Here is a 15,563-nt window from a genome sequence, read left to right on the forward strand (position 1 = left end):
ACAGGAGCATAATCTTTCAAGATTATCAAATAACCCTCGTCACCCAATAGGGGAAAAAGTTATTCTTCCCCTATTGGATGACGAGGCCAACCGACCATAGGGAGGTTCTGCTTTTTGATAGGTGGAAAATAAAAATACGACAACTATATTGACAAACACCGTTTACGAGTATCTCTCTTTCCAGACACCTTTAAAACTAAATTTCAACTACCTAATCATATGTTTTTGTTATAATTCATGTTACAATTTAAACAATAAATGATTTAGGTTTCTAGAAGAGGAGCAATCTTTTTTTTGCTTTCTATTTTGTCAATATCACTTTCTCGGAAATACTGGCCACCATAAATCAAAAAAAGAAATCATTATATTCACTTCCTTATCAAGACTTTCTACATGTTACTTAAGTAACATGTAGAATATATCATCCAAAATGATTTAATTAATTTCTTGCGCAATATTTACGCAAAAAGGAGCTAAAAATAATGAATAATGGCAAATTAATGAGGAAACTAAGACAAGAACGGAGTATTAGCCAAGCATCTTTAGCTGGAAACTTATATTCTCGCGACAATATCTCTCGCTTCGAAAGAAACAACTCAAATATTAACTTAGATATGTTTTTTCACTCGATTGATCGGATGAATCTTTCTTTAGAAGAGTATGCTATTTTCCAACAACTGGAGGAGCCTTCCCTTAAAGAAATCCTTAAAAATGATTTTAAAAAAGCATTAGATACAGAACTTGGAGAAAGTTACCTACAAGAGCTATACTCTGAATATGAGAAATCTTCGGATATCTATTATCTCTACCTCTATTCTTTGGGTCGCATCCTTCGGCATAAAATTCAGAACCTCCCACTTGATTTATCAAAAGACATTCAAATAATTAAGCAACATTTAGATAAAGTTGAGTCTTGGGGATTTTTTGAATTCACGATGTATGCAAATACTTTTTTTTTATTTGAAGACAACTATATCCAACAAAACTATCCATTAGTTATTCAAAAATTCAATGCTTTCTCTCACTCTGCTAAATTTCAACATCTCAAAATTCGTTTTCTTTTGAACTCTTTAACATTAGCATTCGAAAGAAAACAGTTTGAAATAATCGATTCCTATTTAACTGAATTATTTAATAGCACGGAAAATAGCGATTATATACTCGGTCGTATTTTCTGGAAATTTTTTGATGGTCTCAATCGTACCGTCCAACACGGGCAACCTTTTGATACGGAAACAACTTATAGTTGGCTTCGTTCACTTGGCTATACACAAGTTGCTGAAAACTTATTAGAAATCGAAAAATTTATTCAGTAATTTTTGTTTTATCTTTTAAAAACTGCCTCTCTCGGTAGTTTTTTTTGTTTTCTTTCTTCCTTTGCTTTCGTCTATGGTAAAATAGTGACAAGACAAAAATCGTTTTAAAGGAGGTCTTTCTTTGCAACAGATTCGACCATTTATCAAAGAAAATAAACGCTATTTACTGGCAAGTTTTTTCATTCCTTTTGGGATCATGGCGCTGATTTATTTAACGATGGGGATTTATCCTGGCAGTAGTCGCAGTGTGTTAGCCAGTGATGCTTTTTCCCAGTTTTCGAATTTCCATGCGAGTTTTCGCAACGCGATGCTTGGTAAGCAAAGTTTCTTTTACACTTGGAATGCATCGCTTGGCCTGAATTATTGGGCACTAATGTCCTATTATTTAGGTGGTTTCTTTACGCCCATTGTTTTGCTTTTTCCGAATCAATGGATGCCTGATGCGCTCTATCTGATTACCCTGCTTAAAATCGGAAGTGCTGGTTTAGCCTTTTGGTTTTATGCCAAGCATACCTTCAAGATTGGGCGTTGGAATCATGTCGCCTTAGCCGTCTGTTATGCGCTGATGTCGTTTGTGACGGCCCACTCGGAACTGGTGATGTGGCTTGACGCGTTCATCTATCTTCCACTCGTGATTTGGGGTATCAATCGATTACTGGAAAAACAAAAACCGGTTCTCTTATTCGTCAGTTATTTATTACTCTTTTTATCCAATTACTACATGGGCTTTATGATTGGCGTTTTCTCTTTCTTGTATTTCTTTTTACGTGTCTTCAGACAATGGCAAACAGGGAAAAAACAAATCTTGCCTTATCTTGGAACTTCACTATTAGCTGGTGGCGCGTCGATGGTCATGATTTTACCGATGTTTCTTGATTTGCGTTCAAACGGTGAAGCCTTAACTGAGATTACCAAATTTAAAACGGAAGCAACGGGTGCACTCGATTTCTTCATTAAAAACATGATTGGTGTGTATGATACGACCAAATACGGTTCGATTCCCTTTATTTACGCCGGTGTTTTACCATTGGTCTTTGTGCTTTTATATTTTGTTTCAAAACGCATCGCCTTAAAAGATAAATTACTTTCACTCGTTTTATTCGGTACCATGATTGCCAGTTTCTACATCGTGCCACTGAATCTTTTCTGGCATGGGATGCATGCGCCAAATATGTTTTTATTCCGCTATGCTTTTTTACTTTCGTTCTTTCTCTTAATGCTCGCCGGTTACGGCTGGGAACAACTAACCAAAGACGATTACGGGCTTTTCTTAGGTTTAATTTTGACACTCATCATCGCTTTTAGCATCGCCTATGGTTTAATTCCGAAAGATCAATACACTTATTTAAATGTCCAATCTTTTTTATTAACGATTGTTTTCTTAATCGTGTATCTCTTACTATTCAGCTTGTATCAACTCAAGCTATTCTCCTTGAAGCGCTTTACGATTTTCTTATTACTATTTGTTTCATGCGAAATGGCACTCAATACACATGGTATGGTGATGGGGATTTTAGAGGATTGGAATTATGCTTCACGTAGTTTGTATACCGCACCACATCAACCCATTAAGACACTGGTTAATCAAGCGGCCGCAGAGAGCGACGGATTCTATCGACTAGAAAACTTAGATCCCGTCTCAGCCAATGATGGCCTCAATTACAATTATAGTGGTGTTAGTCAGTTTTCCTCCATTCGCAATCGGAATTCATCGAGTCTTTTGAATAAACTTGGCTTCCGTTCGCGAGGGACAAATTTAAACATTCGCTATCCGAATAATACGTTATTAATGGATAGTTTTGTCGGTATTGAATACCTCATTTCTAAAACAGATGTGCAAAAATACGGGTTCCATAAAATCGGCGAAGAAGAGAATTATCGACTTTACAAAAATGATTATGCCTTACCCCTTGCTTTTCTTGCACCAAAAGAAAGTTTAACGGTTTCCTTAAGCGAGAATGATAATCTAGGGAATCAAACAGCGCTTTTTAATAGCCTAAGTGGGTTAAATGAGAACTTCTTCAATTTCCACCCAATTTCGGTAATCAATAGTAAAAATACAACGATCAATGATGCTGGGAACAGTACAACCTTTACCGAAATTGAACCCAATATTGCCAAAGAAATAACTTGGGAAGTCACCGTTCCCGCTAACAGCCAAGCTTACTTGAGTTTGTATCCTTCCAACTTTGGCAAATTAAAAAGCTCGAACGTAACGATTACCGTCAACGGCGAGCAACGAAAAACACAAATCAATATTAACGGTCAATATTACAACTTAGGTTACTATCCGGAAGAGACGACTTTCCAGTTTACTGCAAGTTTTTATGGAACGTCAGACGTTTCCTTCCAAACGCCACAAGTTTTAACACTGGATACGGAAGCTTACAGTCGCACAATGAATCAACTCCAACAACAAAGTACCAATCTAACCGTCAGCAATCGTAAAGTCAAAGGCAGCGTAGATGTCAAAGAAGCCCAACAACTTGTGACAACCATTCCTTACGACAAAGGTTGGAGTGCCAAAGTCAACGGTAAAAAAGTGGACATCGAAGCCTTCCAAGGCGGATTCGTCAGCATTCCTCTTGAATCCGGTACTAATAACATTGTTTTAAGCTTCTTACCACAAGGCTTCTTAATCGGCTTGTTCCTATTCATTAGCTGTATCGCCCTCTTTATCTTTTGGCAACGATGGGAGAAACAACAAAACTTAAAACAGATTAACTAAAAAATTCGTGCATCGAAAATCTCAAATGATTTTTGATACACGAATTTTTGTTTAGAAAAATGAATGACAGTCAACTCTTTATTCTGTTGTTCTCGTAATCATTAATTTGAAAATTAATCCTTTGTCTTCTTCTTGACCTTCACCTTCTTCAACAATCAAAATTACATTCTCTGTGATTTTATACTCTCCTTGTTTTTTTGGATTATAATTGATGACCATTTCGAGTGGCTTATTCGTGATTTGAGCATCCATTAAGAAATTACTCACCAAGTTAAAAGCCAATTCAGCAGGCGTCACATTGGTGTTCGCTATTTTTTCAGAAGTCCCAATAACATCCACGCTATAAGAAATCGGATAATTCTCATCTACTTTAGCAGTAATATTTTCGATAACATCACCACCGGCATAGATAATACGATACTCATCAAATCCATTGTTACTTCTCTTCTCCATGCTTATAGAAGAATCTTTTTCAATAAACTTTAAGTACTGTGAGATATTGAATTGAAACACGCCAGACGTCAACATTAACTCGTCCTTAATTGCTTGATCTTCTTCACTGAAGCGTTCTCGATTGGCTTCATCTTCTAACGACACAATACGCTGTGCTTCATTTATTTCTTCTTTTATACTACAACCGGTGACTATTGATAATACAATCATAAGAAAAACAACTGTTTTAAATTTCATGTATTAAACCTCCTTTAATCTCAAAAACACTGTCACATAAGGTTTGAATATCCTTTTCGTCGTGACTTGTCAAGAGAATCGTTTTACCTGAACGCTTTAATTCTTGAATGATTTGATAGACCTCTTGTACCCCGTGCTCATCTAAGCCATTAAACGGTTCATCTAAAATATAATAGGCAGGATTTTCCATAATCGCTTGCGCAATTCGTAGCCGTTGTTTCATACCTAAACTAAAATACTTATACTTTTTATGAATCGCCTCTCCCAATCCAACTTTTTCTAAAGTAGTTAAGATCTCTTCTTTATGAATTTTTCTTTGAATCTCGGCTAAACAAGTTAAGTTTTCTAGTGCCGTAAAATGGTTGATAAAATTAGGACTTTCAATAATAATCCCCATATTATTCAAGAATGTACCTTCCATTACTCGATGGCTATCAATCCATATTTCCCCTGTTTGTATTGGAATAAAACCCGCAATGGCTTTAAATAAAACTGATTTACCAGAACCATTTCGACCAATAATACCATAACATTTCCCATCGATAATCGAGAGGTTGATCTCTTTTAAAATACTACTTTTGTTCATCTCAATTGAAACATTTGTCAATTTAATCATTATAACTCTCCTGTCTTATCTTCATTCGACTTAAGTACATCACTTCTATCATTAATAAAACCAACCAAAAAAAGAAACTATCTATAAAGAAAAATTGCCCATCGAAAAGGATAAGATTCACCGCAGTGACGACTCGATCGAGAACGTTTAAAGTTGTTAAGATACTTACTGTAATAAGCAAAAATAGCAGTGCTTGATTTTGTATGTACCCGATAAAAATAAACACACTCGCAACGATTAGCATGATAAAAAACAGTACTGCATACGTAAATAGTTTTAATTTAAAGTTTCCTTCTTGATAGTTAAAAGAACTTTCGGTTGAGAGTATAGGTGATGTATAGAGAATCACACTCAAACTTATGATTAGCGAGATCGTGTAAATGACGGCATCAAACATCATTTTCTTGAAAAAAAATAAGAAATAATCCCATTTACTCGATGCTCTTTGTTTGATAAAGAGATGAAACGATAGCGGATAGCGTAAAAATCGAATCGTCGCAATAATACCTAATATTTGAAAAATCACAGGTAAAAAAAGTTGTTGCGTATTTGTTAAGTCAAGATAAGTATGAGTCGCGTCCACAGAAGACGAATAGAATCCTAGCAAGAGATGCATGACATCCCAATTATTCACCGTAACATCCCAGTTATAGATCATATCAGAGAAAATGTTGTTGGGTATATTAAAAGTCATCAATAACAAGATCCCTGTGATTAATCCAATATTTTTCATAAAATAGTTAAGTTTAAACGTCATGTTGTGTTCCCCACTTAAAGTACCCAATGAATCCAGTCCCTGCTAGCACTAAAGGAAGAAAGGTATACTTCCAGATCTCCGTAATTTTACTATAGTAGCCTAAAAAAGGAACAGATAGATCCATATAAGGAAGCTCAAAATTCGTACTCATAAAATAATAGAGATAACTAAACACCAATGGAACCAAAATAAAAGCGTACATGCTTTCTTTCGTAAATAACGTAAACACGGAGAATAAGATCGAAAATGAAAAAATAATCGGTAAATCATTCAATAATGTGATGGATAAATAATAATAAAGCGGGTGCCCCTCAAAGAAATCACTTGGTAATAAAAAATTAAAAATATAAGCCGTTGACTCTAAAGTGATATCGTGAGTCACTGGCGTAATCAGTGAGTAAAGAAAATATGTCAACAAATGACTCACTGTCACGGTTAGAGCAATGATAGCTGAATAACTAACGATGGCTTGAAGCAACTTCACAGGATAGTTTTTAAATCGGTGTCGCCCGATAATAAAATAAGACATTAAATCTTCTTTGAAATTCATTAAGCCTATTAAAATCAAAAAAGGATACACGACCGTTAAATTAGCTGCATGATTATTAATATTTCCCCATCGTAAACTTGCAATGATAAATTGTTGCCTCAAACTATAATTTTTCTCCGCATTGTATTGATCGGGTCCCGTTAAGACGTCCCAAACTGGAAGAATATCAAAAATGATGTAGCAAGTAAATACGAATAGTGGAAATCCTACTAAGATTAAAAGTAACTTTTTATTAAGAAAAATTCGTTTATTGTACACAAAGACACATCCTTATATTTCAATGAAAAACTAGAAGGATGGTTGACTGTATCCACCTTCTAGTGCTTGTTTCTATTAATTTGAGTCCGGGCTCCACGAACCGTAAATAGTGAAGTTATCTTGAAACAATTTTTTATTAAATAGCTTTAAATAATAAGATCTACCAGCTGCTGAATCAGCATAAAACGAGCCTCTAGTCGCTGTCCAAACTTGTGCTGACCCCACACTTTTTCCGGTATTTGAGTTATAATTTGTTACATCCTCTCTTTTTCCTCCGACAGTATCCATTAAATTCAAAATTGTATTTGTACTATTCATTTTTTTTAATGTTGATGTTGCGTTTCTATTACTCGTTACTCTAAAATTAATTCATTCACCTATCTGTCTAGCACCAACGATTTCCGCCGATCCCCCTGCAATGACGGTGGCAGCAAACGCACCTAATAATAATTTTTTCTTTGTTTGTTTCTTCATTTTATAAACACTCCTTTTCCTTATCCATACTAATAAATGTTGATTTCATATTCTACTTGCTTACAATCTTTATATATTTTAAAATAAAAACAAGAAAATAATATTCCGAAATTAATCTCTTGGGTTAATAAGAAACCAAATAGCTAAATAAGAATCCATCTAACTCATCTCTTTCCATATTTTCTTAAAAAATCTAACGCAACCCAATTATATCGATTCGAAACATTTTTCTTTCAATTTGTTCGATAATTGGACAAAAAGGAGTCTTATATGATAAAAGATGGTAAATTAATTAGAAAATTACGAAAAGAAAGAAATATTACACAGGAAAAACTAGTTGGCATGCACTATTCTCGTAGCACTTTAGCTAGGATTGAAAGCGAAGATCTCGATATGAGGACTGAAATGCTAATTAATTTACTCAATCGAATGAATGTCTCTCTCGAAGAATATCAATTTTATAAACATGAAAATCTCCTATCTAAAAAAGATGAAGCAAGAAAAAATTTTATAGACAAAGTACTCAACCTACAAACGGGTGATTCTTATTTACAAAACCTCCATGATGAGTATCTGCAATCGAATGATTTTTACTATCTGTATCTTTATTGCTTAGGAAAAATCCTTCAACATAAAGTCAATAAAAAGGCGATTGATCTAACCAAAGAAAGTCAAATTATTAAAGAATATCTAGCAAAAATCGAAACGTGGGGTTTTTTTGAATTTGCATTGTATGCAAATAGTTTATATCTATTTAACGACGAATTTATTGAACAACAGTATAGCTTCGTCTTACGTAAAATGAATCAATTCTCTCACATTGATAAATTCAAACATCTTAAAATTCGTTTTTTATTAAATTCCATTATTTTATGCTTTGAACGAAATAAATTATCGTTATTAGACCAATATTTATCAGATTTATTTGAAAGCACAATGGATTCTGATTATATATTAGGAAGAATTTTCTGGAGATTTTTTACAGATTTAAAAAATAATCACCAGCTTTTTGATACTACGCTCACTTATAATTGGTTACATTCTCTCGGTTATGATGATTTAGCAAATAATTTTTTAGAAATTGAACAAATGTTTCGTAAATAATTTCTTCAAATAAGAGATAAAGTTCCGTTCTCAAGTGATTGAATCGTTTCGATTTATTGGTGAAACCCGCTATGCTGATGTGTTGCAAACTTTTTGTGAAAATGGCAGAAACAAAAAGATCTTAAAAAAAACTAAATAAAAAATTCGTGCATCGAAAATCTTAAATAATTTTTGATGTACGAATTTTTATTTTTAATTACACTTCACCATAATCAGAAGCAAAGTTAAGCCAAATTTTTTGTTCCACTTTATAAGTCACTAAATGACCATTTGTCGCTTTTTCAACCGGATCTTGATTGACCTGATAAAATAACGACGTGACTTCATTATTTGGCCGTTCAATCGCAATGATTCCTGAAGTCAGTGCCTCTTTAAAATACCCATCAAAGAAAAGATTGGTTCTGAGTGCGATTGTAGGTGTGCAATGTAGCACAACAAAAAATAGGAGTATTAGGAGATAAAACGCGTACCACCTTTTTCAAAGGCTGTCAAACAGATTAAAATCAGCAAACAAATAAACAACTCCATCAAAAACACTAACTAGTAACGATCTTCTTGCGGACCAAAAATCGTTAAAATAATTAATAGCGCCGTAACAATATAGAGGATTACACGTACCATCCTCTATAACCTCCAGAAATTTTCTCAACTTTAATTAACGTCATTCCTTTGTATGTTTTAGGAGGTTAATTTTCAAATAAAGCGCTCATCGGGCTAGCTCGAGTCTGTAACTCCTCTTTATGTACATATTCTGTTGTGTAGCCAACTTGTGCGCTACCTAATCCAATCGATAATACTAACGCTGCTAAAATGAATCTTTTGCATGAACGACACCTCTTATATTTTTATCTCATCATACAACAAAAGATTCCATCGAAACGAATTTATCCCTAAACGGTTGAATTTCACCCCTGAACGGTCAAATTAGTTGTTTCAATTGTTTTCTAGCAACGAGACACCTTTCTCCATTATTAAAAATCAATTCGCGATTCTTTTGATCAATCTCAGCAACATTCTGTTTATTTGCAATAAAAGATTTATGAACCCGGTAAAAAGCAGGTGAAAGTTGTTCGATTTCTTTTAAATTCCCCAGAAAACTGACTGACCCATTTCTCAAATGTAAGATTAGTTTGTGAGAATTTCCGGGAACTGTCTCAATGAACATTACTTCAGACAATTCAACCCAACGAATTCGATTGCCTATTTCAAATCGGATTCGTTCATCTACAGACTCCGCTACTAACAGATGATGCTGATTGGCTTGTCGCAAAGCTTCCGTCACTCGCAGCTTGGTTTCTTCTCGATTATCTTTCGCAATATAATCCATTGCTTCCACTTTATATTGAAACGTCAATGGCAATAACTCATTGTGGGCCGTAATAAAAATAATTTTCCCATGTGGATTACGATTACGAATTTCCGCACCTAATTGAATCCCATTCATTTTGGTATTTAAATCGACATCTAAAAAATAAATTCCTTGCGTTTGTGGATGTTTTTCCAGATAAGCCAATATTTCTAATGGACTCTCTGTACTCAAACGCAACATCATCTCCCAATCGTTCAAGACAATTGCTTGTTGAATCAACTGTTCAAGATGGGCTCTTTGCGCTAGATTGTCTTCACAAATAAAAATTTCAAGCATCGCTTCCCCCTACAATCGTTAAATTTTGCAAGAAATAATTGGAGTCAATCGTTGTTTCAAGAAAGAGAATCGATGATTGATTGACTAATGTTTCGACTGTCGAAAGTCCCAACCCTCGGCCGTCACCTTTCGTTGAAAATCCCGGTTCTTTTAATTGATAAAGTGGCTCAATGATTGTTCGCACTGTATTACGAATCATCAATTGGATTTCATTTCCCTTAGAAAAAAACGCGATATCTAATCTTCCTTGTCCGAGCAATTCTAACTCTTCAATTGCATTGTCTAATAAAATCCCGACGACACGAATCAAAGCAATCTCATCGACCTTAACTTGCCAACTCATCGCTTCGATTTCTAAATGGACTTGTACACCTTTTTCTTGGGCTAATAAGAGTTTTATTATCAATAAACTACGCAGTCCTAAATGGTCCATTCTTTGTAAATCTGCTAATCGAGTACTGTCGATATCAAGTAATTGATCGGTTGATTGAATTGTTTCTTCATAATATACCTTCAAATCAGCCATATCACCCGCTTCAATGTAGCATTCTAATGAAGATAAAATATTGATATAATCATGTTTAAATTGACGACTAACCTGATTTTGCTTACTGATGTCATGAATATATAATTGCATCGCCCGTTGTTTGATTTCCTTTTCTTTTGTCTCAAAAGCTAATTTTTGATTACTTGAAAAAATTAGAACACTTAAGGTAAAGATGCCCATCAACAAGATAGAAAAAGAGATCGTCATCTCTATTAAGATATACCTTTCAGATTCTATCGGGATTTTTGTTAAATATTGAACAAGAATGACAAATTGATTGATTAATAGTGCTGCAAATAACAGATACCCCATTCGTTGTTTCCACAACTGATTCATTTGTTGAGTAATATATTTTCGAACGAGGAGACTTGTAGCAACGCCTATCCCGATTGTGAACAACGCATACAACATTATTTGCCATTCACTCGCTTTTAATCCTAAAAAAATTAAGACTTCTCTTGGATAAAATAAGAAGTTGTTTAATTTAAAAACACCAAAAGCGATAGCAAAATGAAATAAAGTAATCCCTATCGGTTGTTCTCGTCGATTCATATAAGACAAGGAAACTAAGAGTACCACAAAAAAAAGTTCTGAAACGACGGGGATAACTAGTTTAAGCTGCAAACTAATAACAATAAATAATAAAATGATCGCACCTATACTTACCTTCTTGTTTCTCATTGACAAACGATCGAGTATGGTAAACGCCACAAACGTATCAATTATATTCAAAAGATCAATGGCATAAATCACAGCTACAACTTCTTCCTTAAATGATATTATTGTTTTTATTATATCATATTCGCTTCTTGAATAATAAAAACCCTCTTAACTTTTACCGTTTAGGTGTCATTTTCGACCGTTCAGGTAAAAGGGGTATTTTTATTATTTTTTTGATATATAGTCTATTCATATAGAAGAAATGGGGATAAAATATGATTAAGAAAAGAAAAAAATCAAACGTTTTACTTATCGCAACATTGGCTAGTATCCTTTTAATGGGAATCGGAACTGCCTTAGCAGATACCATTGATAAAAGCTATACTTTTTCGTCCTCTGGTCCTTTAGCAATGACTTATACAGCAGCTTATCCAAAAGATACTAAATCATCGATGTATATCAGTGTAACCTCTACATCTGATTCTAGCCGCAGTAGTTTTAAGATAAAACCCCAAGTTTTTAATGGGGATAAATATGTTAATACTGGTAGTGGAGGCACCGTTGAAAAAGGAAAGTGTTATGAAGTTTATAATTATGCTGTTGAAAATTTTGGCGAGCGAGTTCCTGTACGCTTTAGAGGTGAGCGTTCAACAGCATCCAAACTAACATTTAAAGGTAAATGGTCACCTGACTATACCTATGAAAGTGGAGTAATCGTCTTACCTTAAATACTAAATAACACTTACTCTTCTTCTATTATTTGTATAGATTTTAAATATTTGGAGGTTCCTCTCATGATTATATTTCGTATAAAACAAGTACTAAAAGAAAAAATACTCCTCTTTTCTTTTTTGATTTTAATGTTAATTAGTCTCGGTCAATTTTTCAGTAATATTTGGTCGGAACAGTTAATCAATCCTAACGCTTATCCAACGAGTTTGTACTATGCTTGGATTTTATCGAATGATGGGAACTCTTTCTTTCCCTTTCTCTACTTATTTTCTGTTTTCCCGCTAACAGCTTTACCTATGGGTTTTTATTTAAATCGTGAAGGTCACAGTCAATACGACTACATACAAATCATTCGAAAGAATAGAAAAAAGTATCTCCTCTCACTTTTAAGTGTGAACAGTTTATTAGCATTTGGCTTAGCAACGATTCCATTACTATTCAATGTTTTTTTTAATGCACTGCGCTATCCTGCATTAAAACCGTATCGCTTTGCCGATTATATGCGTGCTTATCCTAGAGAAAATGGCACAATCGCTAAAAACTTGTTCCTCGAACATCCCTTTCTAAATATTATTGTATATGTTTTATTAACAGGTATTATAGCCATATTAATTAGTAACTTGATTTTACTACTCGGACTATTTATCAAAAAAACAATTTATCTGTTTGCTTTATCTTTGTTGATTCCTTTAGTTTTATTTTTAATTCCGGGTGATTATTCGCTCTCTCCACTTGGTTTTCTCGTTGTATCTTCTGGTAGTAATAATGTTTATTTCTTCCCAATATTAGCCCTAATAGCTAGTTTCGGATTATTAGCTCTCTTTCTTTTCATGTACTACGTAAAAAAAAGAGGTCAAATATCATGAGTCAGCAATTTTTAGTCTTACTTCGTCATGAGAAGAAACTTCTTTTATTATTACCGTATTCCGCTATTTGTTTTTATTTTTATCTAATAATCAATCATTATACTTATTTTTCTTTTTTAGAAGACTCATTCATTTTTGCAGTATTCATCTATCCTATCTATTTAATCTATCATTATGCTATTACTGAATACCACTATGGCTCTTTTACTCAAATTCGCATGAAAAAACGAATAAAAGATGAATCCCGTTTTTTTTATGCTTTATTTACTAGCTCTACTTTTTTTATTGTCTTTTATTTAGTAGGACTGCTGTTTGCAATTTATCAAAATAATTGGAAAAATACATCGCTTGAAACACTTTTTCAAATTTTGATAAATCAATGGATATTTTATTTTATATTTAGTTATGTTTTACTACATCTAAAAAAATCTTGGCACACAACCATCCTGCAATTCACACTTATCATACTATTCATCATCGATTTTTATTTGTTTGATGAATGGATCTTTAAAATGATTGGACTCAAACCAACCTACATTACGCTTGATTACTTTAGCTTTTACACGTTATCATATTTAATAATTTTTTTAGCTATATGGTTGCGCACTGTTATTTCTACTATTGGAATCGCGTTAATTGATAGGGACTTACGCATTCGAATAAAAGAATGGAGAGGATTTCTACTTTTCTTTTCTGTTCTGTTTGGTTTAATGCTTTACTTTTACTTTCAGCAATCAGATATATCACCCCTACGTTGGTATTTATTATATTTTTTTCAAGGTATCAGTCGAGAAGGATTTGACGCTATCTTCCAAGGAGATTTCTACTCTTTTCCTTTAATCTGGTTTTGTTTTCTACTAAGCTATCTTGTATTGTTATCCTCGGTTCGTTCAGACGACTGGCGTCTCTATGGGCAATTTATTCGTATGCGAATTAGTAATCATTGTTTTCAAAAAAGCAAAGATCTTTCCTTACTCATTTGGACAATGCTTTTCTTTATGGTATTCATCTTTATTCCAATGTTGTTCGAACAAACATGGTTGATTAAAAATATCTTTGGAACTCCACAAAATCTTCTCTTATACATGATGCTATTTTTCAGCCATCTTTATTTAACCGGACTTTGCTATGAATATTTGTCTATGTTCTTTTCCGGAGCTGTTAGTTTTTTGGTCATTACTATGGGACTATTAATCCTTCTCTTTACTGGTAAAGGAACATTTGTTGGTATCACAATGTTGAATCAATGGATTTCAAGTGAACAAAACAGTTGGTTAGAAGTATCACTCATCATTAGCGCTTATCTCACTTTATTTGGTAATTTAACTATTTTTCGAAGAATCATAACAAAGAAAGGAACATACTGATGGAGATTATCATTACGAATTTAACAAAAAAATTATCCGGGCGTACAATTTTATCAAATATTTCTTTAACCATTCCTAAAGGTCAGGTTACTGGAATCGCTGGAGTCAACGGTTCTGGAAAAAGTGTTTTACTCAAGTGTATTGCAGGTTTAATGCCCTATAACAATGGAGAAATCAAAGTCGGGGATCAAGTCATTGGCAAAGACATCGAACATCCCCATCATACTGGTGTTTTAATTGAAACACCACAATTCATCGGTGAATTTTCAGGAAAAGAAAATTTACAATTTTTAGCAGCCATTCAACATTTAATCGGTGAAAAAGAAATTCAAGCTGTTCTAGAAACTGTTGATTTAGTTGCAGCCCAAAATGATAAATTTAAACGATACTCACTAGGAATGAAACAACGCCTGGGAATTGCTCAAGCCATCATGGAAAATCAAACACTACTACTACTGGATGAACCTACTAACGCATTGGATGAAAAAGGGATTCATATAATTACAGATATTATTAAAAAGGGGAAAATAGAAGGGAAGACAATTATTGTTACCAGCCATGATAGGGATTTTCTTGATGATGTTTCTGACATCCAATACCGTTTGTATGAAGGAGTGCTCGAACAATGAAGGATAAAAAATATTTCTTCTTTTTCATTAATCTCTTCTTTATTGGACTTGGAATATTTGGCGGTGTAAAAATCTATCAAATGAATCAAGATAATTCCAAATATAAAATAAATGAAGTGGGCGCGGAACCTGGACAAGTAATAACAATAGGACCTTTCGAGCTTATACTGGAAGAAATCAAAACTTCTTATGATGCTTATGATGAAGAGTTTTCAATTAATAAACTTTATACGCCTATTGTTTTTTCTGTTAAAAATATTTCAGACGAAACCATTGATCTTTCAAAAGATCAAACCTTTGCATTTTATGAAGAAGTAAAAGATTTTAATAACTTAGTTCTAAGTCAAATAGAAGGTATATTAAAGCCTGGTGAATCAATTCGCTTACAAGTCACTGCGGATATTGTTTCCGATGATAGCGATCCTTATTATCCTTCTTATCAACTTGGTGATTCCTTTTCATTATTTCTATCACCCATTTTTTCTGTACAAGGCGGTGACCCTATCGAAGGTTATTCTGTTTATCGTTATAACATAAAAAATGATTCTCCCATGTGATTCCGTTCCTGAGTTGGATATTATTATTCGTTTTTAACAATATATTTATTTTATTTTCTAAAGCTCC

16 protein-coding genes are annotated in these 15,563 nt (G+C 33.6%); 8 read left to right on the forward strand and 8 right to left on the reverse strand.

Annotated elements, in window-relative coordinates:
• The first annotated feature begins 482 nt into the window (after positions 1-482).
• On the forward strand, positions 483-1,316 hold the full coding sequence (locus RU93_RS02210; RefSeq protein ID WP_071873985.1) for a helix-turn-helix domain-containing protein: 834 nt from the start codon (positions 483-485) through the stop codon (positions 1,314-1,316).
• A 121-nt stretch (positions 1,317-1,437) separates the two neighbouring features.
• Positions 1,438-4,044, forward strand: a complete 2,607-nt coding sequence (locus RU93_RS02215; protein ID WP_071873986.1) for a YfhO family protein — start codon at positions 1,438-1,440, stop codon at positions 4,042-4,044.
• A gap of 78 nt (positions 4,045-4,122) precedes the next feature.
• On the opposite strand, the gene RU93_RS02220 is transcribed toward RU93_RS02215, so the two are convergent.
• From RU93_RS02220 to RU93_RS12035, 5 genes are all read right to left on the reverse strand, one after another.
• Positions 4,123-4,734: a hypothetical protein gene (locus tag RU93_RS02220; RefSeq protein ID WP_071873987.1), complete on the reverse strand. Its 612-nt coding sequence runs from the start codon at positions 4,732-4,734 to the stop codon at positions 4,123-4,125.
• Complete coding sequence (locus tag RU93_RS02225; protein WP_071873988.1) at positions 4,724-5,350, reverse strand: ABC transporter ATP-binding protein; 627 nt, start codon at positions 5,348-5,350, stop codon at positions 4,724-4,726. Before RU93_RS02225 ends, RU93_RS02220 begins: the two co-directional genes overlap by 11 nt.
• Positions 5,343-6,107 (reverse strand): hypothetical protein, encoded by a 765-nt coding sequence (locus RU93_RS02230; protein ID WP_071873989.1) that lies wholly within the window; start codon positions 6,105-6,107, stop codon positions 5,343-5,345. Before RU93_RS02230 ends, RU93_RS02225 begins: the two co-directional genes overlap by 8 nt.
• Positions 6,097-6,915, reverse strand: coding sequence for a hypothetical protein (locus RU93_RS02235; RefSeq protein WP_071873990.1), 819 nt, complete (start codon positions 6,913-6,915; stop codon positions 6,097-6,099). Before RU93_RS02235 ends, RU93_RS02230 begins: the two co-directional genes overlap by 11 nt.
• Before the next feature lie 75 nt (positions 6,916-6,990).
• Positions 6,991-7,203: a hypothetical protein gene (locus tag RU93_RS12035; RefSeq protein WP_169818078.1), complete on the reverse strand. Its 213-nt coding sequence runs from the start codon at positions 7,201-7,203 to the stop codon at positions 6,991-6,993.
• 456 nt (positions 7,204-7,659) lie between these two features.
• On the opposite strand from RU93_RS12035, the gene RU93_RS02240 reads away from it, so the two are divergent.
• Complete coding sequence (locus RU93_RS02240; RefSeq protein ID WP_071873991.1) at positions 7,660-8,493, forward strand: Rgg/GadR/MutR family transcriptional regulator; 834 nt, start codon at positions 7,660-7,662, stop codon at positions 8,491-8,493.
• Between the two features lie 196 nt (positions 8,494-8,689).
• Here RU93_RS02240 and RU93_RS02245 read toward each other — a convergent pair whose 3' ends face one another.
• The 3 genes from RU93_RS02245 to RU93_RS02260 all read right to left on the reverse strand — a co-directional run bounded on the left by RU93_RS02245 (position 8,690) and on the right by RU93_RS02260 (position 11,438).
• A complete protein-coding gene (locus tag RU93_RS02245) occupies positions 8,690-8,926 on the reverse strand; it encodes a hypothetical protein (protein ID WP_071873992.1) in 237 nt (78 codons plus the stop codon).
• 486 nt (positions 8,927-9,412) lie between these two features.
• Positions 9,413-10,138 carry a LytR/AlgR family response regulator transcription factor gene (locus tag RU93_RS02255; protein ID WP_071873993.1) on the reverse strand — a complete coding sequence of 242 codons (726 nt, stop codon included), beginning with the start codon at positions 10,136-10,138 and terminating at the stop codon, positions 9,413-9,415.
• The gene (locus tag RU93_RS02260; protein WP_071873994.1) at positions 10,131-11,438 is read right to left on the reverse strand and encodes a sensor histidine kinase; all 1,308 of its coding nucleotides are present in this window, start codon (positions 11,436-11,438) and stop codon (positions 10,131-10,133) included. The genes RU93_RS02255 and RU93_RS02260 overlap by 8 nt, the downstream gene beginning before the upstream one ends.
• Positions 11,439-11,620: 182 nt before the next feature.
• Here RU93_RS02260 and RU93_RS02265 point away from each other — a divergent pair, with 182 nt between their 5' ends.
• From RU93_RS02265 to RU93_RS02285, 5 genes are all read left to right on the forward strand, one after another.
• Entirely contained in the window at positions 11,621-12,073 is a 453-nt protein-coding gene (locus tag RU93_RS02265) for a hypothetical protein (RefSeq protein WP_071873995.1), read from the forward strand.
• Positions 12,074-12,139: 66 nt separating this feature from the next.
• Complete coding sequence (locus RU93_RS02270) at positions 12,140-12,943, forward strand: hypothetical protein (RefSeq protein ID WP_071873996.1); 804 nt, start codon at positions 12,140-12,142, stop codon at positions 12,941-12,943.
• Entirely contained in the window at positions 12,940-14,310 is a 1,371-nt protein-coding gene (locus RU93_RS02275) for a hypothetical protein (protein WP_071873997.1), read from the forward strand. The genes RU93_RS02270 and RU93_RS02275 overlap by 4 nt, the downstream gene beginning before the upstream one ends.
• Positions 14,310-14,939: an ABC transporter ATP-binding protein gene (locus tag RU93_RS02280; RefSeq protein ID WP_071873998.1), complete on the forward strand. Its 630-nt coding sequence runs from the start codon at positions 14,310-14,312 to the stop codon at positions 14,937-14,939. The genes RU93_RS02275 and RU93_RS02280 overlap by 1 nt, the downstream gene beginning before the upstream one ends.
• Positions 14,936-15,496 carry a hypothetical protein gene (locus tag RU93_RS02285; RefSeq protein ID WP_071873999.1) on the forward strand — a complete coding sequence of 187 codons (561 nt, stop codon included), beginning with the start codon at positions 14,936-14,938 and terminating at the stop codon, positions 15,494-15,496. The genes RU93_RS02280 and RU93_RS02285 overlap by 4 nt, the downstream gene beginning before the upstream one ends.
• Positions 15,497-15,563 lie beyond the last annotated feature (67 nt).

This window comes from Enterococcus aquimarinus, from assembly GCF_001885765.1.
GTDB lineage: Bacteria > Bacillota > Bacilli > Lactobacillales > Enterococcaceae > Enterococcus_I > Enterococcus_I aquimarinus.

Coding starts and splice junctions, on each gene's coding strand:
- RU93_RS02210 (WP_071873985.1), top strand. CDS start 483: ATGAATAATGGCAAATTAATGAGGAAACTAAGACAAGAACGGAGTATT.
- RU93_RS02220 (WP_071873987.1), bottom strand. CDS start 4,734: ATGAAATTTAAAACAGTTGTTTTTCTTATGATTGTATTATCAATAGTC.
- RU93_RS02225 (WP_071873988.1), bottom strand. CDS start 5,350: ATGATTAAATTGACAAATGTTTCAATTGAGATGAACAAAAGTAGTATT.
- RU93_RS02230 (WP_071873989.1), bottom strand. CDS start 6,107: ATGACGTTTAAACTTAACTATTTTATGAAAAATATTGGATTAATCACA.
- RU93_RS12035 (WP_169818078.1), bottom strand. CDS start 7,203: ATGGATACTGTCGGAGGAAAAAGAGAGGATGTAACAAATTATAACTCA.
- RU93_RS02240 (WP_071873991.1), top strand. CDS start 7,660: ATGATAAAAGATGGTAAATTAATTAGAAAATTACGAAAAGAAAGAAAT.
- RU93_RS02255 (WP_071873993.1), bottom strand. CDS start 10,138: ATGCTTGAAATTTTTATTTGTGAAGACAATCTAGCGCAAAGAGCCCAT.
- RU93_RS02265 (WP_071873995.1), top strand. CDS start 11,621: ATGATTAAGAAAAGAAAAAAATCAAACGTTTTACTTATCGCAACATTG.
- RU93_RS02270 (WP_071873996.1), top strand. CDS start 12,140: ATGATTATATTTCGTATAAAACAAGTACTAAAAGAAAAAATACTCCTC.
- RU93_RS02275 (WP_071873997.1), top strand. CDS start 12,940: ATGAGTCAGCAATTTTTAGTCTTACTTCGTCATGAGAAGAAACTTCTT.
- RU93_RS02280 (WP_071873998.1), top strand. CDS start 14,310: ATGGAGATTATCATTACGAATTTAACAAAAAAATTATCCGGGCGTACA.
- RU93_RS02285 (WP_071873999.1), top strand. CDS start 14,936: ATGAAGGATAAAAAATATTTCTTCTTTTTCATTAATCTCTTCTTTATT.